This window comes from Caulobacter sp. GW821-FHT05F04, assembly GCF_059419665.1.
Map to the genome: position 1 here is coordinate 608,339 of NZ_JBWKSF010000002.1, position 25,385 is coordinate 633,723.

At 68.0% G+C, this 25,385-nt stretch carries 19 protein-coding genes and 1 pseudogene; 8 read left to right on the top strand and 12 right to left on the bottom strand.

The window, feature by feature from the left end; genetic code table 11:
- Positions 1–86 precede the first annotated feature (86 nt).
- From AC07R7_RS07290 to AC07R7_RS07300, 3 genes and pseudogenes are all read right to left on the bottom strand, one after another.
- A pseudogene (locus AC07R7_RS07290) lies at positions 87–236 on the bottom strand (helix-turn-helix domain-containing protein); the annotation flags it as partial.
- 62 nt (positions 237–298) lie between these two features.
- Positions 299–1,357, bottom strand: a complete 1,059-nt coding sequence (gene mgrA / locus AC07R7_RS07295) for an L-glyceraldehyde 3-phosphate reductase (protein ID WP_494634859.1) — start codon at positions 1,355–1,357, stop codon at positions 299–301.
- A 95-nt stretch (positions 1,358–1,452) separates the two neighbouring features.
- Entirely contained in the window at positions 1,453–2,355 is a 903-nt protein-coding gene (locus AC07R7_RS07300) for a LysR family transcriptional regulator (RefSeq protein ID WP_492837139.1), read from the bottom strand.
- Between the two features lie 150 nt (positions 2,356–2,505).
- Here AC07R7_RS07300 and wrbA point away from each other — a divergent pair, with 150 nt between their 5' ends.
- The 4 genes from wrbA (at position 2,506) to AC07R7_RS07320 (ending at position 6,043) form a co-directional block, all read left to right on the top strand.
- The gene (gene wrbA / locus AC07R7_RS07305; RefSeq protein WP_492837138.1) at positions 2,506–3,105 is read left to right on the top strand and encodes an NAD(P)H:quinone oxidoreductase; all 600 of its coding nucleotides are present in this window, start codon (positions 2,506–2,508) and stop codon (positions 3,103–3,105) included.
- Between the two features lie 552 nt (positions 3,106–3,657).
- Entirely contained in the window at positions 3,658–4,479 is an 822-nt protein-coding gene (locus tag AC07R7_RS07310) for a flagellin (RefSeq protein ID WP_494634667.1), read from the top strand.
- A 329-nt stretch (positions 4,480–4,808) separates the two neighbouring features.
- Entirely contained in the window at positions 4,809–5,633 is an 825-nt protein-coding gene (locus tag AC07R7_RS07315; RefSeq protein ID WP_492886233.1) for a flagellin, read from the top strand.
- A 254-nt stretch (positions 5,634–5,887) separates the two neighbouring features.
- A complete protein-coding gene (locus AC07R7_RS07320; protein ID WP_492886231.1) occupies positions 5,888–6,043 on the top strand; it encodes a hypothetical protein in 156 nt (51 codons plus the stop codon).
- Here the strand turns inward: AC07R7_RS07320 and AC07R7_RS07325 are convergent.
- Positions 6,024–7,634 carry a carboxylesterase/lipase family protein gene (locus tag AC07R7_RS07325; RefSeq protein WP_494634668.1) on the bottom strand — a complete coding sequence of 537 codons (1,611 nt, stop codon included), beginning with the start codon at positions 7,632–7,634 and terminating at the stop codon, positions 6,024–6,026. The genes AC07R7_RS07320 and AC07R7_RS07325 overlap by 20 nt on opposite strands.
- A 170-nt stretch (positions 7,635–7,804) precedes the next feature.
- Between AC07R7_RS07325 and AC07R7_RS07330 the strand changes: the two genes are divergently transcribed.
- Positions 7,805–9,220 (top strand): S41 family peptidase, encoded by a 1,416-nt coding sequence (locus AC07R7_RS07330; RefSeq protein ID WP_494634669.1) that lies wholly within the window; start codon positions 7,805–7,807, stop codon positions 9,218–9,220.
- Here AC07R7_RS07330 and AC07R7_RS07335 read toward each other — a convergent pair.
- The 5 genes from AC07R7_RS07335 to putA all read right to left on the bottom strand — a co-directional run bounded on the left by AC07R7_RS07335 (position 9,217) and on the right by putA (position 15,653).
- Positions 9,217–10,533: a glycoside hydrolase 5 family protein gene (locus AC07R7_RS07335; RefSeq protein WP_494634670.1), complete on the bottom strand. Its 1,317-nt coding sequence runs from the start codon at positions 10,531–10,533 to the stop codon at positions 9,217–9,219. The two genes, AC07R7_RS07330 and AC07R7_RS07335, sit on opposite strands and share 4 nt — an antisense overlap.
- A complete protein-coding gene (locus tag AC07R7_RS07340) occupies positions 10,530–11,894 on the bottom strand; it encodes an alpha/beta hydrolase family protein (RefSeq protein ID WP_494634671.1) in 1,365 nt (454 codons plus the stop codon). The genes AC07R7_RS07335 and AC07R7_RS07340 overlap by 4 nt, the downstream gene beginning before the upstream one ends.
- 92 nt (positions 11,895–11,986) lie before the next feature.
- On the bottom strand, positions 11,987–12,268 hold the full coding sequence (locus AC07R7_RS07345) for a type II toxin-antitoxin system RelE/ParE family toxin (RefSeq protein WP_494634672.1): 282 nt from the start codon (positions 12,266–12,268) through the stop codon (positions 11,987–11,989).
- On the bottom strand, positions 12,265–12,525 hold the full coding sequence (locus AC07R7_RS07350) for an antitoxin (protein ID WP_494634673.1): 261 nt from the start codon (positions 12,523–12,525) through the stop codon (positions 12,265–12,267). Before AC07R7_RS07350 ends, AC07R7_RS07345 begins: the two co-directional genes overlap by 4 nt.
- Before the next feature lie 38 nt (positions 12,526–12,563).
- A complete protein-coding gene (putA, locus tag AC07R7_RS07355; RefSeq protein ID WP_494634860.1) occupies positions 12,564–15,653 on the bottom strand; it encodes a bifunctional proline dehydrogenase/L-glutamate gamma-semialdehyde dehydrogenase PutA in 3,090 nt (1,029 codons plus the stop codon).
- A gap of 434 nt (positions 15,654–16,087) precedes the next feature.
- On the opposite strand from putA, the gene AC07R7_RS07360 reads away from it, so the two are divergent.
- A complete protein-coding gene (locus AC07R7_RS07360; protein ID WP_492837129.1) occupies positions 16,088–16,555 on the top strand; it encodes an Lrp/AsnC ligand binding domain-containing protein in 468 nt (155 codons plus the stop codon).
- 387 nt (positions 16,556–16,942) lie between these two features.
- On the opposite strand, the gene AC07R7_RS07365 is transcribed toward AC07R7_RS07360, so the two are convergent.
- The 3 genes from AC07R7_RS07365 to AC07R7_RS07375 are packed head-to-tail and all read right to left on the bottom strand — an operon-like array spanning position 16,943 to position 22,722.
- The gene (locus AC07R7_RS07365) at positions 16,943–18,370 is read right to left on the bottom strand and encodes an efflux transporter outer membrane subunit (RefSeq protein WP_494634674.1); all 1,428 of its coding nucleotides are present in this window, start codon (positions 18,368–18,370) and stop codon (positions 16,943–16,945) included.
- A gap of 2 nt (positions 18,371–18,372) precedes the next feature.
- The gene (locus AC07R7_RS07370) at positions 18,373–21,537 is read right to left on the bottom strand and encodes an efflux RND transporter permease subunit (protein ID WP_494634675.1); all 3,165 of its coding nucleotides are present in this window, start codon (positions 21,535–21,537) and stop codon (positions 18,373–18,375) included.
- Between the two features lie 12 nt (positions 21,538–21,549).
- Positions 21,550–22,722 (bottom strand): efflux RND transporter periplasmic adaptor subunit, encoded by a 1,173-nt coding sequence (locus tag AC07R7_RS07375; protein ID WP_494634676.1) that lies wholly within the window; start codon positions 22,720–22,722, stop codon positions 21,550–21,552.
- A 201-nt stretch (positions 22,723–22,923) separates the two neighbouring features.
- Here AC07R7_RS07375 and AC07R7_RS07380 point away from each other — a divergent pair, with 201 nt between their 5' ends.
- Positions 22,924–23,520, top strand: a complete 597-nt coding sequence (locus AC07R7_RS07380; protein ID WP_494634677.1) for a TetR/AcrR family transcriptional regulator — start codon at positions 22,924–22,926, stop codon at positions 23,518–23,520.
- A gap of 151 nt (positions 23,521–23,671) precedes the next feature.
- Positions 23,672–25,348: a M61 family metallopeptidase gene (locus AC07R7_RS07385; RefSeq protein ID WP_494634678.1), complete on the top strand. Its 1,677-nt coding sequence runs from the start codon at positions 23,672–23,674 to the stop codon at positions 25,346–25,348.
- Positions 25,349–25,385: the final 37 nt, after the last annotated feature.

The window sequence follows — 25,385 nt, forward strand, 5'->3', positions numbered from 1 at the left end:
GCCTGATACGCCCGGTCGAAGACGCGGCGCGCCGCGTCGTAGCGGTCGGCCGCGCCCAGGCGCTTGCGGGCCTTGTCCAGGTGCCAGTCGACGGTGTGCTTGGAGAGGCCCAGTTCGCGGGCGATCTCCTTGGAGCTCATGTGACGATCGACGAGTCGGAGACACTCGCGCTCACGTTCGGTGAGGCGTTCCAGGCCGTCGGCCTGGTCAGGCAGGGTGTGAGCGCCCTTATCCATCACCGAGAACCATATGCAAACGCGACAGGTCGGCCAAGCGCCGGAACATTAAACCTTGGCTATCAGCGACGCGGCAAATCGCCGTCTGCCAGGGTCGACGACACTTTCCACAGGTCGACGCCGCCTTCGGAGGCATGGCGATCGATCAGCGCCAGCTCCTCGGCCGAGAAGGTGACGCCCTTCAGCGCCGCCAGGGAATCCTCCAACTGGGCGACGGTGCGGGCGCCGATCAGGGCCGAGGTGACGCGCGGATCGCGCAGGGTCCAGGCGATCGCCATCTGGGCCAGGGTCTGGCCACGACCTTGGGCGATCGCGTTCAGGGCCTTGATGCGATCCAGATTGTCCTGGGTCAGCAGATGCCCGCCGAACGAGCCGTCCCGGGCCGCCCGCGAGTCCGCGGGCACGCCGCCCAGGTACTTGCTGGTCAACAGCCCTTGGGCCAGCGGCGAGAAGGCGATGCAGCCGACGCCGAGGTCGTCCAGGGTGTCCAGCAGCGCATCCTCGATCCAGCGATTGACCATCGAATAGGACGGCTGGTGGATCAGCAGCGGCACGCCCTCGCTCTTCAGGATCGCGTGGGCCTTGCGGGTGAGCTCGGGCGAGTAGGACGAGATCCCGACATAGAGCGCCTTGCCCTGTCGGTGCAGGTGGGCCAGCGCGCCCATGGTCTCCTCCAGCGGCGTCGTGGGATCGACGCGGTGCGAGTAGAAGATGTCGACATAGTCGACGCCCATGCGCTTGAGGCTCTGATCGCAGCTGGCGATCAGATATTTCCGCGACCCGCCGATCCCGCCATAGGGGCCCGGCCACATGTCCCAGCCGGCCTTGGTCGAGATGACCAGTTCATCGCGGTGGGCCCTGAAGTCGCTCCCCAGCACCTTGCCGAAGTTCTCCTCCGCCGAGCCGTAGGGCGGGCCGTAGTTGTTGGCGAGGTCGAAATGGGTGATCCCCAGATCGAAGGCCCGGCGCAGGATGGCGCGGCCGGTCTCGAACACGTCGGCCCCGCCGAAGTTCTGCCACAGGCCCAGCGAGATCGCCGGCAGATCCAGGCCGCTGCGGCCGGTGCGGCGATAGGGCATGGCCGCGTAGCGGTCGGCGGCGGCGACATAGGGAGTCTGCATCGGGTGTTCCTTGGAGCGCGTGCGAATACAGCCGCCCCGCGCCGGTTCGGCAAGAGTGTTCAGGCCATAGGTCTGACCAAAGCGCGGCGGGCGGCTCAATTGGCCTGGCTGCGGAACCGTTCGATCAGGAAAGCGGTGGCGGGACCAGGCGGGGTGTCGCTGCGATAGATGGCGTGCAGCGTGTAGACCGCGTCGCTCAGGTCCGGCATGTCGAGGCGCTTCAGGCGGCCGGCGGCGATGTCCTCGCGGACCATCGGCTCGGGCATGTTGCCCCAGCCGAAGCCCTCCTTCATCAGCAGGTGCTTGGCGCCGAGGTCGGCCAGCCGCCACGTGTGGACGCTGCCGACGGCGAAGTCGCGACCGTCGGTCAGCTTCGAGCGGTCGGTCAGAACGAGCTGGGTATGGCCGCGCGCCGCGCCCGGCGGATTGCGGCCCTGGGCCAGCGGATGGTCCGGCGCGGCGACGGGGATCAGCAGGGTCGAGCCCACGGCGATGGTCTCCAGGGCGTCGCCGCCGTTGACGACGTCCAGCGGTCCGGCGACGCCGATCGTGGCCCGGCGGTCCAGCACCATCTGGGTCACCGCGCCCAGGCCCTCGACATAGAGGCGCAGGGTCACGGTCGGAAAGGCCTCGCGGAAGGCGCGCAGGGCGTCGACCACCCGGGCGGTGGGCAGCATGACGTCCAGCACCAGGTTGACCTCGGCCTCCAGCCCCTGGATCAGACCCCTGGCCTGGGCCCGGAGGGACGCGACGTCGCCGGCGATCACCCGGGCCTGGGCCAGCACCACCCGGCCGGCTTCGGTCAGCACCGGCGTCTTGGCCGCGTCGCGGTCGAACAGCGTCAGGCCCAGCTGGGCCTCCAGATTGGCGATCGCGTAGCTGACCACCGAATTGGCCCGATTCATCCGCCGGGCCGCGCCCGCGAAGCTGCCCGCCTCGACCACGGCGAGGAATACGGACAGCTGGTCGAGGGTGGGAAGGCCGGGCTCGGCGGTCATCGGGCTCTAGGACCTAAGATTGGCAATCGAAAATCTCGAACATATCAGACGATTTTATTCGGCTGTTTCGCAAGCTCATGCGGCGCCAAAAGGCGCGTCAACGACGGGGCATGACGCTTCCGCCAAGCAAGACACCGAGGGTTCGCCGTCATGGCCAAGGTTCTGGTTCTCTACTATTCGTCCTACGGTCACCTGGAGACGATGGCCAAGGCCGTCGCCGAGGGCGCGCGCGAAGCCGGCGCGAGCGTCGACATCAAGCGTGTGCCCGAAACCGTGCCGCTGGACATCGCCAAGAGCGCCCACTTCAAGCTCGACCAGGATGCTCCCGTCGCCTCGGTCGAGGATCTGGCCAATTACGACGCGATCATCGTCGGCGCGCCGACCCGCTTCGGCCGCATGGCCTCGCAGGTCGCGGCGTTCTTCGACCAGGCCGGCGGCCTGTGGGCCCGCGGCGCCCTGCACGGCAAGGTGGCCGGCGCCTTCACCTCGACCGCCACCCAGCACGGCGGCCAGGAAACCACCCTGTTCTCGATCATCACCAACCTGCTGCACTTCGGCACGACCATCGTGGGTATGGACTACGGCCACGCCGGTCAGATGACCCTGGATGAAATCACCGGCGGCAGCCCCTACGGCGCCACCACCATCGCCGGCGGCGACGGCTCGCGTCAGCCCAGCGAGAACGAGCTGACCGGCGCCCGCTACCAGGGCCGCCGCATCGCCGAAACGGCGATCAAGCTGCACGGCTGATCTCAAGCCCCGGCTTTCGCCGGTCACATCGCTAGCGACCGGCCGTGAGGGGCCGGCCGGCTCCTTCCCCCTCCCGGGGAGCCGGTCGGCCCCTTCTTTCGTTGAACTGGAAAGCAAGGAGTCTCGTCATGCGTCGCCGCAACGGCCTTTTCGCCGACCTCTGGAGAGGTTTCGTGTTCATCGTGACCATCCGGGCGATCGCCAGGCCCTATCGCTCGCGCCGTCTGTACCTGGCGGGCCGCTGAGATCCGGCCGCCGGTCCGCCCCAGCCTCCCGGGGAAGCCGGGGAGGCTGAGGCGGGGTCTGGGTGACTGCCAAGTCATCGTAGGCAATACATAAGATGTGCCATTTTGATACAAAGTGTTATCGCTCGTTAATTCAAATTCAAAGTTGATTTGGCTTTAATAGTAAACGAAATAGTTTGAATTGTTAATTATGGAATACTGAAAATTAAACGAAGCCGTAAGCTCGTTGTGCGAGGTTCGTATTGGGCAAAACGCCCACCGGTCGTCAAAATGACGCCGGAATACCTCGAATAGGAGTTACTTCGTTATGGCGCTGAATAGCATCAACACGAACTCGGGCGCTCTGATCGCGCTGCAAAACCTGAACTCGACGAACGCGGAACTGGGCGTCGTCCAGCAACGCATCAATACCGGCAAGAAGGTCGGCAGCGCCAAGGACAACGGCGCGATCTGGGCCATGGCCAAGACGCAGACCTCCAACTCGTCGGCGCTGAACTCGGTGAAGGACTCGCTGCAACGCGGTCAGTCGACCATCGACGTGGCCCTGGCCGCCGGCGACACCATCACCGACCTGCTCGGCAAGATGAAGGAAAAGGCCCTGGCCGCTTCCGACACCTCGCTGAACACCTCTTCGTTCAACGCGCTGAAGTCGGACTTCGACTCGCTGCGCCAACAGGTCCAAAAGGCCGCCGACAACGCCAAGTTCAACGGCGTCAGCCTGGCCGACGGCAAGGCCTCGAACATGACCTTCCTGGCCAACTCCGACGGCTCGGGCTTCACCGTCAAGGCCCAGACCCTGGGTCTGGCCGGCATCGGCCTGTCGGCGGGTTCGACCTTCGCCAGCGCCAGCGCTGCCAAGACGATGATCGGGAAAATCGACAGCGCCATCGGCACGGCCACCAACAAGCTGGCCTCGCTGGGCACCGCCTCGACCGGCCTCGACACCCACCTGACCTTCATCGGCAAGCTGCAAGACAGCCTGGACGCCGGCGTCGGCAACCTGGTGGATGCCGACCTGGCCAAGGAAAGCGCCAAGCTGCAATCGCTGCAGACCAAGCAGCAGCTGGGCATCCAGGCCCTGTCGATCGCGAACTCCTCGAGCTCGTCGATCCTCAGCCTGTTCCGCTAAGCCGGACACCTCGACCGAAAGGTCGTCGAAAGGGCGAGTCTCCGGACTCGCCCTTTTTCTTTTGCGCGCAGTCTCTCAGAGTCTAGGTGGGAATCGTCAGGTAGAGCGATCGGTGTTTGAATGTGTGCCAATTTGGGACACTTTCGGAAATATAGTAATGAGTCCTAACGTCCGGGCCTTGTTTCTTAAGGAAAAGGTTTGATGATTCAGTCGGGGCCTGTCGCTCATCAACAATATTGAAAGAGCGGGTGGCATAGTGTCGCGGCGGGCAAAACGCCCGCCGGTTGTCAAAACGACGCCGGAACACCTTGAATAGGAGTTGTTTCGTCATGGCGCTGAACAGCATCAACACGAACTCGGGCGCGCTGATCGCCCTGCAAAACCTCAACACCACCAACAGCGAACTGGGCGTCGTCCAGCAACGCATCAACACCGGCAAGAAGGTCGGTAACGCCAAGGACAACGGCGCGATCTGGGCCATGGCCAAGACGCAGACCGCCAACTCGTCGTCGCTGAACTCGGTGAAGGACTCGCTGCAGCGCGGCCAGTCGACCATCGACGTGGCCCTGGCCGCCGGCGACACAATCACCGATTTGCTCGGCAAGATGAAGGAAAAGGCCCTGGCCGCTTCCGACACCTCGCTAAACACCGCCTCGTTCAGCGCGCTGAAGTCGGACTTCGACTCGCTGCGCGAACAGGTCCAGAAGGCCGCCGACAACGCCAAGTTCAACGGCGTCAGCCTGGCCGACGGCAAGGCCACGCAAATGACCTTCCTGGCCAACTCGGACGGCTCGGGCTTCACCGTCAAGGCCCAGACCCTGGGCCTGGCCGGTCTCGGCCTGGGGACCGCTAGCCCCACCTTCACTTCGGCCTCGTCCGCCAAGGCGATGATCACCACGATCGACAAGGCCATCGGCACGGCCACCAACAAGCTGGCCTCGCTGGGTACGGCCTCGACCGGCCTCGACACCCACCTGACCTTCGTCGGCAAGCTGCAGGACAGCCTGGACGCCGGCGTCGGCAACCTGGTGGACGCGGACCTCGCCAAGGAAAGCGCCAAGCTGCAGTCGCTGCAGACCAAGCAGCAACTGGGCATCCAGGCCCTGTCGATCGCGAACTCCTCGAGCTCGTCGATCCTCAGCCTGTTCCGCTAAGCCGGACGTCTTCGACCGAAAGGTCGTCGAAAGGGCGAGTCTTCGGACTCGCCCTTTTTCTTTGTCCGATCTCTCGTTGAGACGCGCCAAAGGGGCCAGACCGCCGCCTCGGCGACCTCGATCGTTCCGCGACAGCTTCCCGCGTTACGGGGGCTTCCCGCGGAAGCTCCAGCGCGAAAGTCTGGTTACCCGCGCGTTAACCAGCAACCCCTTGTTCCGCCGAGCCATTGGAACCCCCGAAAGGAGTTCGCCCGGTGGAGTACGAAGAGCGTCAGGCGTGGATCGCCCTGTGGGTCGCCGTCTTCGGCGAGCCGCCGCCCGTGCAGCCCGATCGGGAACCGACGTCGCGGATCCTGGTCCAGCATCTGCCGCCGACGCTCCCCTACGAGATCAAGTCCCGAACTGAGTGAACGGCACGCGGTTGAAGAACGCGCGCTCGGCCCCGCGCGGGTCGTCCTCCAGCCGCGTCGTGGTGTCGAACACCATCGTCTGGCGGCGGGGCAGGGTGTAGGGCTCCCACTTCGGCAGGGCGCCGCCGTTCGGATCGCCGTTGCGGGCGAAGTTGACGAAGGTGTCGCTCATCGTGTTGGACATGGCGACCGACTCCGGCCCCGTCCCGACGATCGAGCCCTTGGCGTCCAGCGTGCCGAACACCAGGCCGATGTCGATGGTGTGCGGCGCGCCGAAGATCCCGCCGTCCTTGGGCGACTTCCAGTTGACCTGGTAGGCGAAGGCCGGAGCGCCGGCCTTGGCGCGTTCCTCGTCCTGGATGATCGCGGCCTTCCACGAGCGGCCGGCCGTCGAGGCGGCGAAATAGACGTCCGACGGCGAATAGGTCGGATAGGTCGCGCGGTAGAAGGCCACCACCGTCTCGGGATCGATGTCGATGCGGGCGTTGAACTGCCCCGGCAGACGGGCGATCACCTCGTCCCAGCTCTTGGGGAACGCCCCGGCGTCCCAGCCGATGAAGCCCTTGGTCTCGTCGTGGGTGTTGCCACACATCATCGGCACGCCAAGGCCCACCGGCGAGGCGTCGGGGAAGAACGGGTGGCGGTCCAGGGTCCGCTCGTCCAGCACCGGCCCCATATAGACCCCGCCCGCGCCGGCGATCGGATCGACGGCCCGCAGCCCTTCGACCATCTTGTCGGCCGAGAGGGCGCGCAAGGACGCCAGGTCCTGGGCGCCGACCTTCTCCATGAACGCCTTGGCGCGCTTCGTCGCATTGAACGGGCCGCCGGCGGTGACCTGCTGGCCGCTCATGGTGGCGGCGCGGTGGAACAGGCCCTTGGCGTTGGGCTGGGCCAGCAGGGTGGCGATCTTGGCCCCGCCACCGGATTGGCCGAACAGCATCACCCGGCCGGGATCGCCGCCGAAGGCGGCGATGTTGTCGCGCACCCATCGCAGGGCCAGGACAAGATCCAGCTGACCCGCATTGCCGCTGTCGGCCACCGACGGATCGTTGAACAGGCGGGCGAGATACAGATAACCGAAGGCGTTCAGGCGGTGGTTGACCGTCACCACCACGACGTCGCCGCGCTTGGCCAGCTTGGTCCCCACGTACCAGGGATGGCTGCCCGAACCGGTGTTGTAGGCGCCGCCGTGGATGTAGACCATCACCGGCCGCTTGCCGCCATCCGCGAGGCCGGTCTTGCCGGCCTTGACCGGGGTCCAGACGTTGAGGAACAGGCAGTCCTCGGACTGGACCTCTTCCTCGCCCTTGCCCTGGGGGCAGGACGCGCCATAGGCCAGGGCGTCCTTTATCTCGGTCCAGGGCTCGGGCCTGACGGGCGGCATGAAGCGCCGCGCGCCGCCGGTGTCTTGGCCGTAGCGCAGGCCCTTGAAGACGCTGACCCCGTCCTCGACATCGCCGCGCACCTTGCCGGCGGTGGTGGCCACGACCGGGGAGCGCTTCTCGGCCGCATGGCCGGCGCGGGGCAGGGCGGCATAAGCGGCCAGGGCGGCGGCGCCGGTGATCAGGGTGCGGCGGGTGGCGGTGTGCACAGCGGTTCCTCCGGCGCCTTCCTGGCGCGCTTTGCCGTAGCGGTAGCACGAATGACACCGGTAACAATCCACTTTCGCCCCGCCGGGACTTCGCACCTTTCGTCGTTTTAACGTGGCGTAGCGGCGTTCGGCGACTAGGAGGCTTGGCGGAGCTTTCCGGGGAGCCCTTCATGATTTCGCGCCTCAGCGCCGCCGTCGCCGCCGTCGCCCTGATGGGCCTCGCCGCGCCCGCCCTGGCCTACGATCCCGCGCCGTGGATCGAGGACGCCCGTCAGATTCGCGCGGCGCTGGGCAGTCGCTACGCCAATCTCGACTGGTTGACGATCGACCGGGGCCTGAACCTCGACACCAGCTTCAAGGCGGTCGAGGCGGGGTTGGCCAAGACCACGTCGGACGCCGAGGCGCGCGCCCTGCTGGATCGCGCCCTGTCGTCGCTGGCCGACGGCCACGTGCAGGTCGACTGGAGCCCGGCCGCGCCAGCGTCCAAGGTCTCCGCCGCCGCCCCGCCCTGCGCCGACCAGCGCCCTTTCCGGCCGCGCCCGGCGGTCGCCTCGGGCCTGCCGGGCTGGACGCCGCTGGACACGGGCGAGGGCGCGCGCGAGTTCCCCGGCGGTCTGGTCACCGTCGACGACCGCAAGATCGGCGTCGTGCAGATCTCCATCTTCATGGTCGACCCCGCCGTCTGTGAGGCCGCGGCCGCCAAGTTGAAGCTGCCGCTGGACAAGCCGTGCGACGGCGACTGCTCGAGCAAGCTGGACACCGCCGTCTACCAGGAACTGACCGATCGTTTCGCCGCGCGTCTGGCGACCGTGAAGGCCGCGGGCGCGCAGGTGCTGATGATCGATCTCGCCGGCAATGGCGGCGGCCGCGAGTGGGCCGAGATCGCCGCCCGCATGGTCACGTCCATACGCCTGAAGAGCGCGCCGGTGCGGCTGGTGCGCTCGCCCCAGGCCGCCGACCAGCTCGACGCCCTGGCCTTGGATATCGAGAACAATGTCGGCGGTGAGCGGGGGGCCGCCAAGGCCGCCCTGCTGGCCGAGGCCAAGGAGCTGCGCCGTCGCGCCGCCGAGGCTCGCGCGCCCTGCGTCGAGGGCCAGGCCTGCCCGTTGCTGATCGACGCCGGCTACAGCAGCGGCGTCCGCGCCTCGGGAGACCCCCTGGCGCTGGCCGACAAGCCGTGGGGCCAGTCGGTGTTCGAGCCGGTGAAATGGTCGTGGCGCGAAGGGGTCTGGTCCGGCCCGCTGATCGTGCTGGTCGACGGCAAGTCGGCCAGCGCCTCCGAGGAATTCGCCGCGATGATCCAGGACAACAGGGCCGGGATCATCCTGGGCTCGCCGACCCTGGGCGCCGGCTGCGGCCACGCCACCGAGGCCGGTCCGGTGGTGCTGAAGAACAGCGGCGGCCGCTTGTCGCTGCCCGATTGCCTGCGCCTGCGGGCCGACGGCTCCAACGAGATCGGCGGGGTCGAGCCCGACGTCCTGGTCGGCTTCCGCGGCACGGACGGCCCAGCCCTCAAGGCCCGCCGCCTGGCCCCGCGCCTGCCCGAGGCGGTGCGGCAGGTTCTGGCGCTGACGGCCGCTCCCTAGAGCGCCTTTACCGCCGCCGCATGCTCGGCGATCACCGCCAGGGTCGCGGCGTCGGTGTCGAAGACGCCGTAGAGGCCCTGCTCCTCCTGGGGCGGATCGCCGACGAAGCTCTTGTCGCCGGGCGCGAACCAGGCGTCGCCGTGCTGGGCGCGGCCCTCGCCGTTCCACGCCCAGAAGTTGGTCCCGGCCGTCGGGCCGCCGGCATTCATGTCGTCCAGGGCCAGACCGTAGATCGTGCGGTAGAACCGGTCCTTGTCGGTCGTCGCCGAGCCGGGCGCGAAAGCGCGGGTGTCGCGGATCAGGCCGAACTCCTCGATGACCAGCGGCTTGTTGAGCGACCTGGCCAGGGCGATGTGGCGGGCCACGTACTCCCGGCAGCGGGCCTCGCCAGCGGCGTAGGTCGCCGGCTGGTTCTTGGGATCGATCCAGCTCCAGTTGTTGGGCCAGACATGCAGCGTGACGTAGTCGATGGTCGCCGGCCGGTGAGCCTCCAGCGCGCAGGCCTCGCTGCGCAGGCACCCCATGCTGCCCTCGCTGCCGGTGCAGACCAGGTGGCGCGGGTCCAGGGACTTGATCAGGGCCGAGGTCTCGCGGATCCACGCGTAGTAAGGCGGAAGTCTGTCGGCGTTGGCTTCCGTCCCGCCCGGGCGGGGTTCGTTGGCCAACTGCCAGGCCATGATCGTGGGGTCGTCGCGATAGGCCTTGCCGGTGACGCTGTTGGTCCGCTGGACCAGGCTTGTCAGGTAGCGGCGGAACAGGGCGTTGGCCTTGGCGTCGGCATAGAACCGGGCCGAATAGTCCGGATACTCCGGCCACGGATGTTTCGGATCGCCGGCCTCGAACCAGGGGCCATTGCCGACCCAGTTCAGATAGGCCGGCATGCCGCCCGACCAGTCCCAGAAGTTGTTGACGTAGATCACCGCCTTCATGTCGCGGCGGGCCATTTCGGCCAGCAGCCAGTCGAGGCCCTTCAACAGGTCGGCGCTGTAGACGCCGGGCTCCTCCTGCATCGTCGGCGAGACGGCGGCCTTGGCCGGCGAGCGCTCGCCCGCGCCCAGGACCCGTAGGTTGGTGACCCCCAGGGCCGTCAGCCGGTCCAGCTCGCGCCCCAGCCGCGCGCGGTCGCCTGTGGGGCCGGGCGAGCCCAGCCAGGCCCCGTACCAGAGGTTCGCGCCGACGAAGCGGTAGGGCTTGCCGTCCAGCGCGAGGCGGCCGTCCTTCACGGCGACGAAGCCCGCCGGCGGCGCGGCGGCCGCGCCGAGCGCAGGCAGGGCGGCGAGGCCCGCCAAGAGCTGGCGGCGCGAGGCGGTCATTTCTTCGCCGCGTGGGCGACGGTCCAGTCGACGATCGTGGCTAGGGCGACGGGAGCGATGGTCTCCTCGATCTGGCCGTACTCGATGACCAGGCCGGTAGCGGCGGTCTGCAACAGGTGGTTCAGGCCCGGCAGTTCCTTGACCGTCACGTCGGCGTCGCCGGCCAGGGCCGCGCGGATCGCGGCCAGGTTGGTCTTGGCGTCGACCTGCAGGTCCTTCGAGCCGCCGATGGCCAGGACGGGGACCTTGATCTTGGCCAGGGCGTCGGCGGGGCGGGCGTTCAGCATATAGTGTCCCGCCGCGCTGGAGAGGGCCAACACCTGGGCGCGCTGGGGCGAAGTCGCGGGAAGGCCTTGACGGTCGAGCACCGCGTTCAGCCGCGCGCGCCCGTCGTCGACGTCCTGGGCGTCGCGGGCGGCCTGGAACCATTCGGCTCGGTTCTTCATCATGATCTCGACCTGATCGGCGGGCAGGCCATTGGCTATGAACAGCGCCCGGTTCTGCGCCAGCAGCAGCGCGGTTCCGTCGACGCCCGGCGCGGCCATCAGCACCAGAAAGGCGATGCGGGGGTCGTCGGCGGCGACCAGCGGCGCGATCTGGCCGCCCTCGCTGTGGCCGATCAGGCCGATGCGGGCCGGGTCGATGTCTGTCCGCGCGCGCAGGAAGGCGACGCCGGCGGCCACGTCGGTGGCGAAGGCGGGGATGCCGGCCGTCGCAGGATCGCCCTTGTCCGAGCCACCGGCCCCGCGATCGTCGACCCGCAGCACCGCGACGCCCTTGCGCGTCAGGGCGTCGGCGATGACCAGGAAGGGCTTGTGGTCGAAGATCGTCTCGTCGCGGTCCTGCGTGCCGGAACCACTGATCAGCACCACGGCCGGGAACGGTCCCGGTCCCTCGGGCAAGGTCAGGGTTGCGGCCAGTTTCAGGCCCGAGGCCGGATTGCGGTACGAGACCTCCTCGGCGCGATAGGGGAAGGGCGGCTTGGGCGTCTGCGGACGGTTCACGACCGGCGCGGCGCGGCTGATGGTCAGAGGCAGGCCCGCCCCGCCCTGGGACCATTCGCCCTGAACGGCCTGACCGTCGGCCGAGACCGTTCCCTCGAAACCCGCCGGCGCGGCGCTCAGCGTGAGGGTCATCTTGCCCTTGGCCAGGGTCGCGCTGGCCGGCATGCCCTTGACCATCTGCCGGGGGCTGTCCAGCGTGGCCGAGCCGTCCGGCTTGATGTGGAACACCACCGGCAGCTTGCCGCGCGGGGTGTCCAGCGTCCCGTACCAGTCACCGACGATCGGCCCGACTTGCGCCGAGGCGATAGCGGGCGCGAACAGGGCGGCGGCGACGACCGCGCGAGGCAGGAAACGCATGTGATCCGAAACTCCCCTAACTCTTGTCGGGAAGCTTAGGCGCTACGCGTGACGGTTGTGAAGATGGGCCATTCAAGATTCAGGAGCGCTGTCTAACGGTCCTCTAGACTGTGCCAGATTCGGGTGACCGTCACATGGGAGCCACTGACGCGATAGCGGATGATGTAGGCGTCGCGACCGAACGGAACCTTGATCTCACGTGTCGTGGGTCCTGTGATGCGGCCCCGCAGAGGCATTTCGGTCAAGCTGTCGAACGCCTTCATCAGCGCCATGCCCAGGCGTTCGGCCGCTTGAGGGGCGAAGGCCGAGAGCCAGTCATCAAGACGCGAAGCGTCTTTCTCGGCTTGCTCGGAAACCAAGACGGTGAAGGTCAATCACGACCGCCGAAACGGCGTAGCTGTTCGCGAAATTCCGACAGAGGAATGGAAGGCATATCGCCCCGCTCAACGGCGTCGGCGATGGCTTCGTCGATGGCGGGATCTGGGTCGATGATCCTTGGCGGGGCGCCGGTCAGGCCGGCCTCGATTAGAGCCAAGGCGTACTCGGACACCGACATGCCGAATCTGTCCGCCCCAGCCTTCAGCTGGGCAGCCTGCTCGTTGTCGATATGGATGTCGAAGCCATCGGCCATGGGCGCATGGTCTCGCCGGCGGCCGATGGCGTCAAGTCCTACAGATTCAGCAACGCCGGGTCGCCGCCCTGGGCGGTGATGTTGACGCTGACCGCGCGCTCGACCGCGAAGCGCAGCAGGGCGTGCGGGCCGCCGGCCTTGGGGCCGGTGCCCGACAGGCCCTCGCCGCCGAACGGCTGGACGCCGACCACGGCGCCGGTCATCGAGCGGTTGACGTAGGCGTTGCCAGCCGGGACCAGGCGCTGGACTTCAGCCGCGAAGCTCTCGATCCGCGAGTGGACGCCCAGGGTCAGGCCGTAGCGACGGGCGGCCAGCGCGCCGGCGACCTGCTCGAGGTTTTCAGGCTTGTAGCGCACCACGTGCAGAACGGGTCCGAACACCTCGCGCTCCAGGAAGTCGGCGGCGGGGATCTCGGCCAGCACCGGCGCGAAGAAGGTCCCGTTCGTCGGCGTCGTCAGGACGTGCAGCACCTTGGCTTCCTCGGTCAGGCGGACATAGTGCTTGGCGAGCGCGTCGCGGGCCTCGGCGTCGATGACCGGGCCGACGTCGGTGACGGCCAGGGCCGGGTCGCCGATGACCAGGGCGTCCATGGCGCCCTTCAGGCCGTCGATGATGTGGTCGGCGGTGTCTTCCGGCAGGAACAGCAGGCGCAGGGCCGAGCAGCGCTGGCCGGCCGAGCCGAACGCCGAGACGATCACGTCGTCGATCACCTGCTCGCGCTGCGCCGTCGTGTCGACGAACATGCCGTTGAGGCCGCCGGTCTCGGCGATGAACGGCACGATCGGACCTTGGCGGGCCGCGAGCGTCTGGTTGATCCGCCACGCGGTGTCGGTGCCGCCGGTGAAGGCGACGCCGTCCAGGCCCTCGTGGCTGGTCAGGGCCGCGCCGACCGTCTCGCCACGGCCGGGCAGCAGGGCCAGCAGGCGCGGGTCCAGGCCAGCGGCGTGGTAGAGCTTCACGGCCTCGAAGGCGATCAGCGGGGTCTGTTCGGCGGGCTTAGCCAGCACGGCGTTGCCGGCGGCCAGGGCTGCGGCGATCTGGCCGGTGAAGATAGCCAGCGGGAAGTTCCACGGGCTGATGCAGACGAAGACGCCGCGACCGGCCAGACGCAGGGTGTTGGTCTCGCCGACCTGGCCCTTCAGCACCTCGCCGTCGCCGAACTGATCCTCGGCCAGCACCGCGTAGTAGCGACAGAAGTCGACGGCCTCGCGGACCTCGGCGATCCCGTCGCTCAGGGTCTTGCCGGCCTCGCGGGCCAGGATGGCGATCAGGCGATCGATGTCGGCTTCCAGGGCGTCGGCCATGGCGCGCAGCACCTTGGCGCGAGCGGCGCCGCCGGCGCGGTCCCAGGCCGGCTGGGCGGCGCGGGCCAGGCGGAAGGCCTCGTCGATCTGCGAGGCCTGGGCTTCCGAGACCGCGCCGACCACCTTATGGTCGTCGGCCGGGGCGACGACCGGCAGCGGCGGGGTTCCGGCGCTGACCTTGCCGTCGATCAGCGGGCCAGCCGCCAGGGTGACGGCGTCCAGGGCGGTGACGGCGGCCTCCAAGCGCTGGCGGTCGGCCTTCACCGACAGATCGAGGCCGGCGCTGTTCTTCCGGCGCGGGCCATAGACCTCGATCGGCGTCGGGATCTTGGCGTGGCGGTCCGGGTGGGCCTCGACGGTGTCGATCGGGTCGGTGACGACCTTCTCGACCGGCACCCGCTCGTCCAGCAGGGCGTGTACGAAGCTGGTGTTGGCGCCGTTCTCCAGCAGGCGGCGGACCAGATAGGGCAGCAGGTCCTCGTGGCCGCCGACCGGCGCGTAGGCCCGCAGCGTGACGCCGTCATAGAGGTCGTCGGCGGCCTTGTAGAGCGCCTCGCCCATGCCGTGCAGGCGCTGGTGCTCGATCTTGACGCCGGCGTTCTTGGCCATGCGCACCACGGCCGCCAGGGTGTGGGCGTTGTGGGTGGCGAACTGGGCGTAGAGATGCGGGGCGCCGGCGATCAGGGCCTTGGCGTTGACCAGGTACGACAGGTCGGTGGCCGGCTTGGTCGTGTAGACCGGATAGTCCGGGCGGCCGGCGACCTGGGCGCGCTTGATCTCGCTGTCCCAGTAGGCGCCCTTGACCAGGCGGACCATCAGGCGGCGACCGGTCTCTTCGGAGAGGGCGCGCAGGCGGGCGATGACCTCGCCGCAGCGCTTTTGATAGGCCTGGACGGCGAGGCCCAGCCCTTGCCAATCGCCCAGCTCCGGCTCGCGGCACAGCTTGTCCAGCAGCTTCAGCGACAGGGCCAGGCGGTCGGCTTCCTCGGCGTCGATCGTGAAGTTGAGGTTGTGGTGGGCGGCGATCTTGGCCAGGCGCAGGGTGCGGGGATAAAGCTCTTCCCACACACGGTCCTCGTGCGTCGCTTCGTAGCGCGGGCACAGGGCCGAGAGCTTGACCGAGACGCCGTGGCCCTTCTCCGGACCGGCGCCGTTCGACAGCTTGCCGACCGTCTGGATCGCGTCGGCGTAGGACTTCTCGTAGCGCTCGGCGTCGGCGGCGGTGCGGGCGCCTTCGCCCAGCATGTCGAACGAGCACATGGTGTTCTCGCCGGCCGCGCGCTTGATGGCGGTCTCGATCGTCCGCCCAAGGACGAATTGCTCGCCCATGATGCGGATGGCCTGGCCGACGGCGGCGCGGATGACGGGTTCGCCCAGGCGACCGGCCATCTTCTTGATGAAGCCGGGCAGGTCCTTCTTGGCGTCGTCGTCGGGCTCGACGATCTTGCCGGTCAGCATCAGGCCCCAGGTCGAGGCGTTGACGAACAGGCTGTCGCTGCCGCCCAGGTGGCTGGCCCAGTCGGCCGAGCCGATCTTCTCGGCGATCAGCTTGTCACGGGTGTCGTCGTCGGGGGTGCGCAGCAGGGCCTCGGCCAGGCACATCAGCGCCAGGCCCTCACGGGTGCCCAGGCTGAACTCCTGCAGGAAACTTTCGACCACGCCCTGCTTGCGGACGGACCGACGGGCCCCGCGGACCAGGGCCTCGGCCTCGGCGCGGACGGCGGCGCGGTCCTCGCTGGACAGGGGCTTGGCGGCCAGCAGGTCGGCGATCACCGCGGCTTCGTCGCGATACTTGCCGTCGTCGAGGCTGTCCCAGTGGGCCAAGTCGGTCATGGTCGTTCCCTTGGTTTAGGATATCATCGGTCTAACTCGGCTTCGGGCAAAGGTGCTTCGTTTGTCGCGTGGCAGCGCTGTATCTTCTTCGGTAAAGTCGCGGAAAATGATCATCCGCTCCAGCATGGCGGAAGGCGCGCGCCGAAGCATGCTCCGGAAGCGAGGATGAAGAAATGGGGAGGGAGGAAGGGGCGCGTGCTGGGGGAGTATCGCGCCCCTTCCTCTCTTGCGCGACGCCCGGTTAGGGGGAGAGGGGCGAGCGTCGCGTGTGTTCCACCCCTACGGGCTGGCCGTTTTCGCCGGGCGCCTTTTAAGGGGGAGGGCGCGGGGCGGGGCTGGAACGATCGGAGGTGTAACGCTAGACATTACGAATGTGCTACGTTTGTATCCGCTGATTTTCGAAGCTTCTTCGGCGAAAGTTCAATATGGCCATTTCCGCTCTGGATGACACCGATCGCCGCCTGTTGAGGGTTTTGCAGGCCGACGGCCGTGTCACCAACGCCGAGCTCGCCAAGCGCTGCAACCTGTCGCCGGCGGCCACTTTCGACCGCGTCCGGCGACTGCGCGAGCGCGGCTATATCACCGGCTACGCGGCTCTGCTGGATCCGGCCAAGGTCGACCGGGCGCTGCTGATCTTCGTCGAGGTGGTGCTGGAGCGCACGACCGGAGAGGTGTTCGAGGACTTCGCCGCCTCGGTGCGCCGCGCGCCCGAGATCCTGGAGTGCCACATGGTGGCCGGCGGATTCGATTACCTGATCAAGGCCCGGGTGCGCGACATGGAGGCCTATCGCGGCTTCCTCGGCGACATCCTGGTCAAGATGCCCGGCGTGCGCGAGACCCGGACCTATGCGGTTCTGGAAGAGGTCAAGAGCACGGTGCAACTGCCGCTCTAGACGTTGGGCTGAGGGGGCGAGAGACCGCGCCAACCTGTGGGGCAGTGGCGCGGCCTTGCCGAGACGACGCGGTTGGATGCGTCGGCCCTGACGTTCGTCACAAGGGTGGACCTTGGGAGAGCCGCCTTCGTGTCGATAGGCCTACATTTATCGCAATCATCTGTCGGGTCACACAACCTCTGGCATGATCCGCCCCATTCCGGGTTGGCCGGTCCGTTCGCGTGCGCGCTGAAGGGGGCGGAACGGGCAAGTCCCACCACAAGGGTGGAAGGGCGCCTCCAGGGATGGGGGGAGGAGAACGCCCTTCCGTTCGCGACCATCGGGGTGGGGGATGATGGCCAGCGAACCACCCCGGCTCTCGCCGGGGAGCTCGTGTTCGTTTCAGCCTCAGGCCGCGGGCGCGCCGCCGCCGAGGGTCTTGTAGAGGGTGACGAGGTTGGTCGCCCGCGCCAGGCGCGCCGTGATCAGGCCCTGCTGGGCCGAATACAGGGTGCGCTGGCTGTCGAGCAGGGTCAGGGCGCTGTCGAGGCCGGCGTCGCGACGCTGTTGCGACAGGCGCTGGCTGTCGGTGGCGGCCACGACTAGGCGCTCCTGGGCGGCGAGGCGGTCGCCGACCGTGTCGCGCACCGACAGGGCGTCGGAGACTTCGCGGAACGCCGTCTGCACGGTCTTCTCGTAGGTCGCCACGGCGATGTCGCGGTTGGCCTTGGAGACGTTCAGGTTGGCCACATTGGCCCCGCCGGCGAAGATCGGCAGGCTGATCTGGGGCGTGAAGCTCCAGGCCTTGCTGCCGCTCTTGAACAGGTCGCCCAGTTCGGTGCTGCTCGAGCCCAGCGAGCCGGTCAGGCTGATGCGCGGGAAGAAGGCCGCGCGGGCCGCGCCGATATTGGCGTTGGCGCCCTGCAACTGGTGCTCGGCCGCCAGCACGTCGGGGCGACGCGCCAGCACGTCCGAGGGCAGGCCCGCCGGCAGGTCGGCCAGGATCCGGGCCGAGGCCAGGCTACCGCCCGGACCATTTGACGGCAGCAGGTCGGCCGGCACTTCGGCGCCGACCAGCAGGGTCAGGGCGTTGCGGTCCTGGGCGACCTGGGCGGTGTAGACCGCCATGTCGCTCCGAGCCGTCTCGGCCTGGACCTGGGCGTTGCGCAGGGTGGCCAGCGAGCCGACGCCGCCGTCGACCTGCTGCTGGGTCAGGCGCAGCGTGTCCTCGCGGGTGGTCAGGGTGTCCCTGGCGAGCGCCAGGCGCTCCTGGTCGGCGGCCAGGGTCAGCCAGGCGTTGGCGGTCTCGGCGATCAGGCTGATGCGAACCGAACGGCTGGTCTCCTGCGTGGCGAAGAAGCTTTGCAGGGCCTGGGCGTTCAGGCTGCGGACGCGGCCGAACAGGTCAAGCTCATAGGCCGTGAAGCCGATGGTGGCGCTGTAGACCTCGGTGTCGATCGACCCGCCGGTCGCGCCGGGGATCTGCGAGACCGCCGCCGGGGAGTGGTTGCGTTGCTCGCTGAGCACGCCGTTGATCCCCGGGAACAGGGCCGATCGCTGGACGCCGTACTGGGCGCGGGCCTTCTCGATGTTCAGCACCGCCACGCGCAGGTCGCGGTTCTGCTTGAGGGCCAGGTCGACCACGCCTTGCAGGCGCGGATCGACCAGCACCTGGCGCCAGTCGAGGTCGGCGGCCGTGACGGACGCCGTGGGCTCCGGCGTCGGCGTGGACCAGGCCTGGGCGACCGGCAGGGCCGGGCGCTCATAGCGCGGGGCCATGGTGCAGGCGCTGACCGCCGTGGAGGCCAGCAGGATCAGGGTAAGACTACGGAACATGATCAGTGGGCCTCCGTCGACGGCGCTTCGCCAGCTTGGGCGACCGCTTCGTCATGGCCTTTGTGCTTGGGTTTGAAGATCTTCTCGACGACCACGAAGAACAGCGGGACGAAGAAGATCGCCAGGAGGGTGGCCGAGATCATGCCGCCGATCACGCCGGTGCCGATGGCGTGCTGGGCCCCGGAGCCGGCTCCGTTGGAGATCGCCAGCGGCAGAACGCCGAAGACGAAGGCCAGCGAGGTCATGATGATCGGGCGCAGGCGCAGACGAACCGCCTCCAGCGTCGCGTCGATCAGGCTCATGCCCTTCTCGTACAGGTCCTTGGCGAACTCGACGATCAGGATGGCGTTCTTGGACGCCAGGCCCATGGTCGTCAGCAGGCCGACCTGGAAGTAGATGTCGTTGCTGAGGCCGCGGACGAAGGTCGCCAGCAGGGCGCCGACGATGCCCAGCGGGATCACCATGATGACGGCCAGCGGGATCGACCAGCTCTCGTAGAGGGCGGCCAGCAGCAGGAACACCACCAGGATGGAGATGCCGTACAGGGCCGGCGCCTGGTTGCCGGATTCACGTTCCTGGGCCGACAGGCCGGTCCACTCGTAGCTGACGCCAGGCGGCAGTTGCGCCGCCAGCTTCTCCATGGCCGCCATCGCCTGGCCCGAGCTCTTGCCCGGGGCGGGCGAGCCCTGGATGTTCATCGACGACAGGCCGTTGTAGCGCTCGAGGCGCGGCGAGCCGTAGGTCCAGCTGGCCGTGGCGAAGGCCGGGAAGGGAACCATCTGGCCTTGGTCGTTGCGGACGTACCAGCGGTTCAGGTCCTCGGGCGTCATGCGGTAGGGCGCGTCGGCCTGCAAGTAGACCTTCTTGACCCGGCCGCGATCGATGAAGTCGTTGACGTATGAGCCGCCCCACGCCGCGCTGAGCGCGCTGTTGATGTCGGCGGTGGTCAGGCCCATGGCGCCGGCCTTGGCCTGGTCGACCTCGATCTTCAGCTGCGGGGTGTCGTCCTGACCGTTGGGGCGCACGCCCACCAGGTTCGGATCCTGCGCCGCCATGCCCAGCATCATGTTGCGGGCGTTCATCAGCGTCTCGTGGCCGACGCCGCCGATGTCCTGCAGCTGGAAGTCGAAGCCCGACGAGGTGCCTAGCTCCGGCACGGACGGCGGGATCACGGCGAACACCATGGCGTCGCGGATCTGGCTGAAGGCGCCCATGGCGCGGCCGGCGACGGCCTGGGCCTTGAGTTTGGCGGCCTTGCGGTGCTCGAAGTCCTTCAGACGGACGAAGGCGAGACCGGCGTTCTGGCCGGCGCCGCTGAAGCTGAAGCCCGAGACGGTGAACACCGACTGCACGGCGTCCTTCTCGGCGCCCAGGAAGTGCTCGCGCACCTGGGTCAGCACGGCCTGGGTCTTCTCCTCCGTCGCGCCGGCGGGCAGCTGGACGAGGGTGATCATGATCCCCTGGTCCTCTTCCGGCAGGAAGGCGCTGGGCAGGCGGACGAACAGCAGGGCCATGACCACGATGATGGCGGCGTAGATCGCCATCCAGCGGCCGCTCTTGCCCAGGATGCCGCGGACGGAGCCCTGGTAGCGCGAAGACAGGTCGTTGAAGCTACGGTTGAACCAGCCGAAGAAGCCGGTCTTGTGCTCGTGGTGGCCGGCCTCGACGGGCTTCAGCAGCGTGGCGCACAGGGCAGGCGTCAGGATCAGGGCGACCAGCACCGACAGGGCCATGGCCGAGACGATGGTGATCGAGAACTGGCGATAGATCACGCCCTGCGAGCCGCCGAAGAAGGCCATCGGCACGAACACCGCGGCCAGCACCAGAGCGATGCCGATCAGGGCGCCGGTGATCTCGTTCATCGACTTGCGGGTGGCTTCCTTGGGGGAGAGCCCCTCTTCGGACATCACGCGCTCGACGTTCTCGACCACGACGATGGCGTCGTCGACCAGCAGGCCGATGGCCAGCACCAGGCCGAACATGGTCAGGGTGTTGATCGAGTAGCCAAAGGCCGACAGCACGCCGAACGTACCCAGCAGCACCACAGGTACGGCGATCGTCGGGATCAGGGTCGCGCGCCAGTTCTGCAGGAACAGGAACATGACGATGAAGACCAGCACGATGGCCTCGATCAGCGTCTTGACCACTTCCTCGATCGAAAGCTTCACGAACGGCGTCGAGTCGTAGGGGACGACGTATTTGTAGCTGGCCGGGAACGACTTCTCGAGCTGGGCCATCTTGGCCTTGACGGCGGCGGCGGTGTCCAGCGCGTTGGCGCCGGGGGCCAGCTTGATGGCCAGACCCGCGGCCGGGTGGCCGTTGAACTTGGCGACCGAGATGTAGTTCTCGGCGCCCAGCTCGACGCGGGCCACGTCGGCCAGGCGCACGGTGGCGCCGCCCGTGCTGTTCTTGATGATGATCTGGCGGAACTGCTCGGGGGTCTGCAGACGCGACTGGGCCGTGATCGTGGCGTTCAGGCCCGTGCCCGGCAGGTTGGGCGCGCCGCCCAGCTGGCCGGCCGAGACCTGGGCGTTCTGGGCCCGGATCGCGGTGGCGACGTCGGCCGGGGTCAGGCTGAAGCTGGCCAGCTTCTGCGGATCCAGCCAGATGCGCATGGCGTACTGGGCGCCGAACAGTTGGATGTCGCCGACGCCGTCGACGCGGCTCAGCGGGTCCTGGATATTGCTGGCCAGATAGTCGGCCAGGTCGGTGTTGGTGGTCTTGGGATCCTCCGAATAGAGGCCCACCACCATCATGAAGTTACGCGCCGACTTGGCGACCGTCAGGCCTTGCTGCTGCACTTCCTGCGGCAGCAGGGCGGTGGCGGTCTGCAGCTTGTTCTGGACCTGGACCTGGGCGATATCGATGTTGGTGCCGGCCTTGAAGGTCAGGGTCACCGTGGCCGAACCCGAGCTGTCGCTGGTCGAGGACATGTAGTCCAGACCATCGAGGCCCTTCATCTTCTGTTCGATGACCTGGGTGACGCTGTCTTCGACCGTCTTGGCCGAGGCCCCGGGATAGTTGGCCGAGATGGCAACCTGGGGCAGGGCGATCTCAGGATATTGCGCGATCGGCAGGGTCCGGATGGCGAGCGCCCCGGCCAGCATGATCACGATGGCGATGACCCACGCGAAGATGGGCCTGTCGATGAAGAAACGCGAAAGCATCGTGGGCCCGCCTTAGTGTTGGGCTTGCTGCGGAGCGGCGGGCTTGCTGCCGGCCGGAACGGGCTTGATCGGCGCGCCGGGGCGCAGCTTCTGCAGACCCTCGGTGATGACCTTGTCGCCTGGGTTCAGGCCGCTGGTGACCAGCCACTTGTCGCCGACCGTCTGGCCCAGGGTCACCGGACGCGGCTCGGCGCCCTTGGCGCCGACCACGCTGACCATGGCGGCGCCCTTCGGGTCGCGCTGGATGGCCGCCTGCGGGATCAGGATGCCGGTGGGCGCCACGCCCTGGCCCAGGGCCGCGCGGACGTACATGCCGGGCAGCAGCTGGCCGTTCGGATTCGGGAAGATGGCGCGCAGGGTCACCGAGCCTGTGCCCGGATCGACCGTGATGTCCGAGAACTCCAGGCGGCCCGGGATCGGATAGGTCGAACCGTCTTCCAGCGTCAGGGTGACCTGGGCGGAATTGGTGCGGCCGACCTTGCCGCTGGCGAACTGCTGCTGAAGCTTGAGCAGCTCGGCCGAGGTCTGGGTCAGGTCGACATAGATCTTCGACAGGTCCTGGACCGTGGCCAGCGGAGCGGCCTGGCTGGCGGTGACCAGCGCGCCCGGCGTCACCGCGCTCTTGCCGATGCGGCCCGAGATCGGCGAGACGACGCGGGTGTAGTTCAGGCTGATGCGGGCGTTGTCCAGCGCGGCCTTCTGCACGGCGACGGCGGCGGCCGTCTGCAGGGCGGCGGCCTGGGCGTCGTCATTGTCCTGCTTGGACACCGCGCCGGTCTCGACCAGACCCTTGTAGCGGTCGGCCTTCAGCCTGGCGGCCGTGGCGGTCGCCTGGGCCTGGGCCAGGGCGGCCGCGGCGCTGTTGACGGTGGCCTGATAGGTCGCCGGGTCGATCTGGTAGAGCGACTGGCCGGCGCGGACGGTCGAGCCTTCGGTGAACAGGCGCGCCTTGATCACGCCGCCCACCTGCGGGCGAACCTCCGAGACCAGGAAGGCCGAGGTGCGGCCCGACAGTTCGGTGGTCAGGCCGACCGGCTGGGTCTGGGCGACGACGTAGCCGACCTCGGCCGGACCGCCCATGCCCATGCCGCCAGCGCCTCCCTTGCCCTGACCGCAGGCGGCGAGGGTGAGAGCGACGGCGGAGAGCCCCGCGGCCGTGATCGCGGCCGAGCGTTGGAATTGCATATTTGACCCCGGATGCGGTGGCTTCGCGGGCTATTGCCCTTGACGAAACCGGCATGATGAACAATTTGAGAATGAACGTTCATTCTCAAGTGGGCTGGACATAGGTGCGGTAGTGTCGCAAGTCAACCTCCGCACCCCATGCCGTCGCCTGACCTAACGGAAATGTAATGCCAAGCGGGAAATTCCCAAGTGAAACCTTCGATGTCTGACGAGACGCATCCGAGCCGACCGTCGCCGGAATCGCGTCGCCAGCAGATTCTGGACGCGGCGTGCGAGCGGGTCAGGCAGTCGGGCTTCCACGGCGCCAGCATGGCGGACATCGCCAAGGCGGCCGGCCTGAGCGTCGGGCAGATCTATCGCTATTTCGAGAACAAGGAGGCGATCATCGCCGCCATCGTCGCCCAGGACCTGGCCGAGATGCGCGACAAGTTCGCCGAGATGGAGAGTCGGCCGGGCGCCCTGCTGGACGCGATCGAGGCGCACCTGCCCGAGGGCATCGACAAGTGCTTCGATCCGCGCCGCGCGACGCTGGCCCTGGAAGTCGTGGCCGAGGCCGCCCGCAATCCCAAGGTCGCCGCCATCGTCCGCGCCGCCGACGATCAGGAGCGGGCCCTGGCCCAGACCATGATGGGGCGCGATCGCAAGCCCGAGTGGAGCGAGGCCGAGTTCCAGGCGCGCTGCGAGGTCGTCGGCATGATCTTCGACGGCCTGCTGATGCGCGGCGTCAACCACCCCGATCTCGACCGCGAGGCCCTGGCCGCGGTGCTACGGTCGACGGTGCGGCACCTGTTGGGGTAGGGGCCGAAAACCCCCAGCGCCGTGTCCCGGGCCTGACGGTCATCCTCGCACCGATGATGGTGGTCGTGGCCGATACGCGGTGTGGGGCGACTAGCTGGACCTTCGGTCGTTCGTTAGGCTAAGCGCGATCTGAGGTTGTCGGAGTCGGGGCGTGAGGCGTTTGTCCGTCGGGGTGCTGGTCGCGCTCCTGCTGGGGGCCGCGGCGAAGGCCGAGCCCGTCCGCTACGCCCTGTCGCCGGTCATCGAGAACGGCGCGCTGAAGGCCCTGGCGGTCGATATCGACTTCAAGGGCGACAAGGACGGACTGACGGTCCTGAAGTTCATCGACAGCTTCCAGGGCGACACCCGGCCTGGCCGCTTCGCCGAAGGCCTGGAGATCACCGGCGCCAGGTCTGTCACGCCCAGGCCCGAGGGCGGGGCCGAGATCCACGCCGCGCCGGGCGCGGCGCTGCACGCGCGCTACCAGATCCGTTCGGGCTACGACAAGGCGCCGACCACTCAGGACGAGACCCAGACCAAGCCGATCATCCTGCCCGACTGGTTCTATGCGGCGGGTGAAGTGGTCTTCGCCTTTCCGGCCGGCCGGCGCGACGAAGCGGCGACCTTCGCTTGGGGCGGCGCGCCCGAGGGCTTTCGCCTCGTCTCCGACCTGAGCGCACCAGGCCCCCAGGCGGTCGAGGACGTTTTGCATGGCGTCGTGATGGGTTCGCCGCGCTTGCGGATCATCAACGGCGCTGGCGCCAACGCGGGGACGCGGATCGCGGCGCTGGGAACCTTCGACCGCTTCGACGATCCGATCTTCGCCGACGCGGCCTTCCGCATCATCAAGGCCGAACGCGACTTCTGGGGCGATGGCGCGAGCCCGTTCCTGGTCACCCTGGCGCCGCTGGTCCCCCGGGTCTTCGAGGCCTACAGCGGCACGGGGCGCACCGACGGCTTCGCGCTATGGGTCGGAACCTCGCTGAGCCTCAAGGAGGTGCTCCCCCTGCTGGCCCATGAGTATTTCCACACCTGGAACAATGGCCAGCTAGGCGCCCAAGCCGCGCACCGCTCGACGGCCTGGCTGTCAGAGGGCTTCACCGACTTCTACACGAAGCGACTGCTGCTTCGCGCCGGGTTGTTCAGCCTGGAGGATTACGTCGCGTCTTGGAACGAATGGCTGCGCGCCTATGGCGTCTCGCCGGCCCGTAACGCTACCGAGAAGCGCATCACAGAAGTCTACTGGACGGATCACGACGTCGAGGACGTCGCCTACAAGCGCGGGGCGATGCTGGCCGCCCTGTTCGACGCCCAGCTACGCCGGGACGGGCGCGGTCTGGACATGGTGATGCGACAGATGCGCCTGCTGAAGAGCCGGAATCCCGAGAGTGGGCTGCGGCCGAACTTCGAGGTGGCCTTCGAGAAGATCGCCGGACGCTCGGCCCTGCCGGACATCGACCGCTACGAGATGCGCGGCGAGACCTTGATCCTACCGCCCGACGCTTTCGCCTGCCTGACGGTGGAGACTGTCATCCAGCCCAATTTCGATGTCGGCTTCGACACCGACGCCACCGCCGCGAAAGGTGTCTTCGCGGGTGTCGATCCAGTTGGGCCCGCATATGCCGCGGGCCTGCGTGACGGCATGAAGCGGCTGGGCCGCGAGGGCGGGGCGGCGAACGACTCCAGCGTTGATCTGACCTATCGTGTCGCTGACGCGGCCGGCGTGGAGCGGGAGATCCGCTACAAGCCCGAGGGCAAGACGCGCGTGACCTTCCAGCGCCTGTCCGTTCCGCTGAATCTGCCGCCGGACCAGCGGCAGGCCTGCGTCAGAACGCTGACCGGCCTTTGAGGCTCTATTTCAAAAGTTTAGAGCATTTTTCGATCCG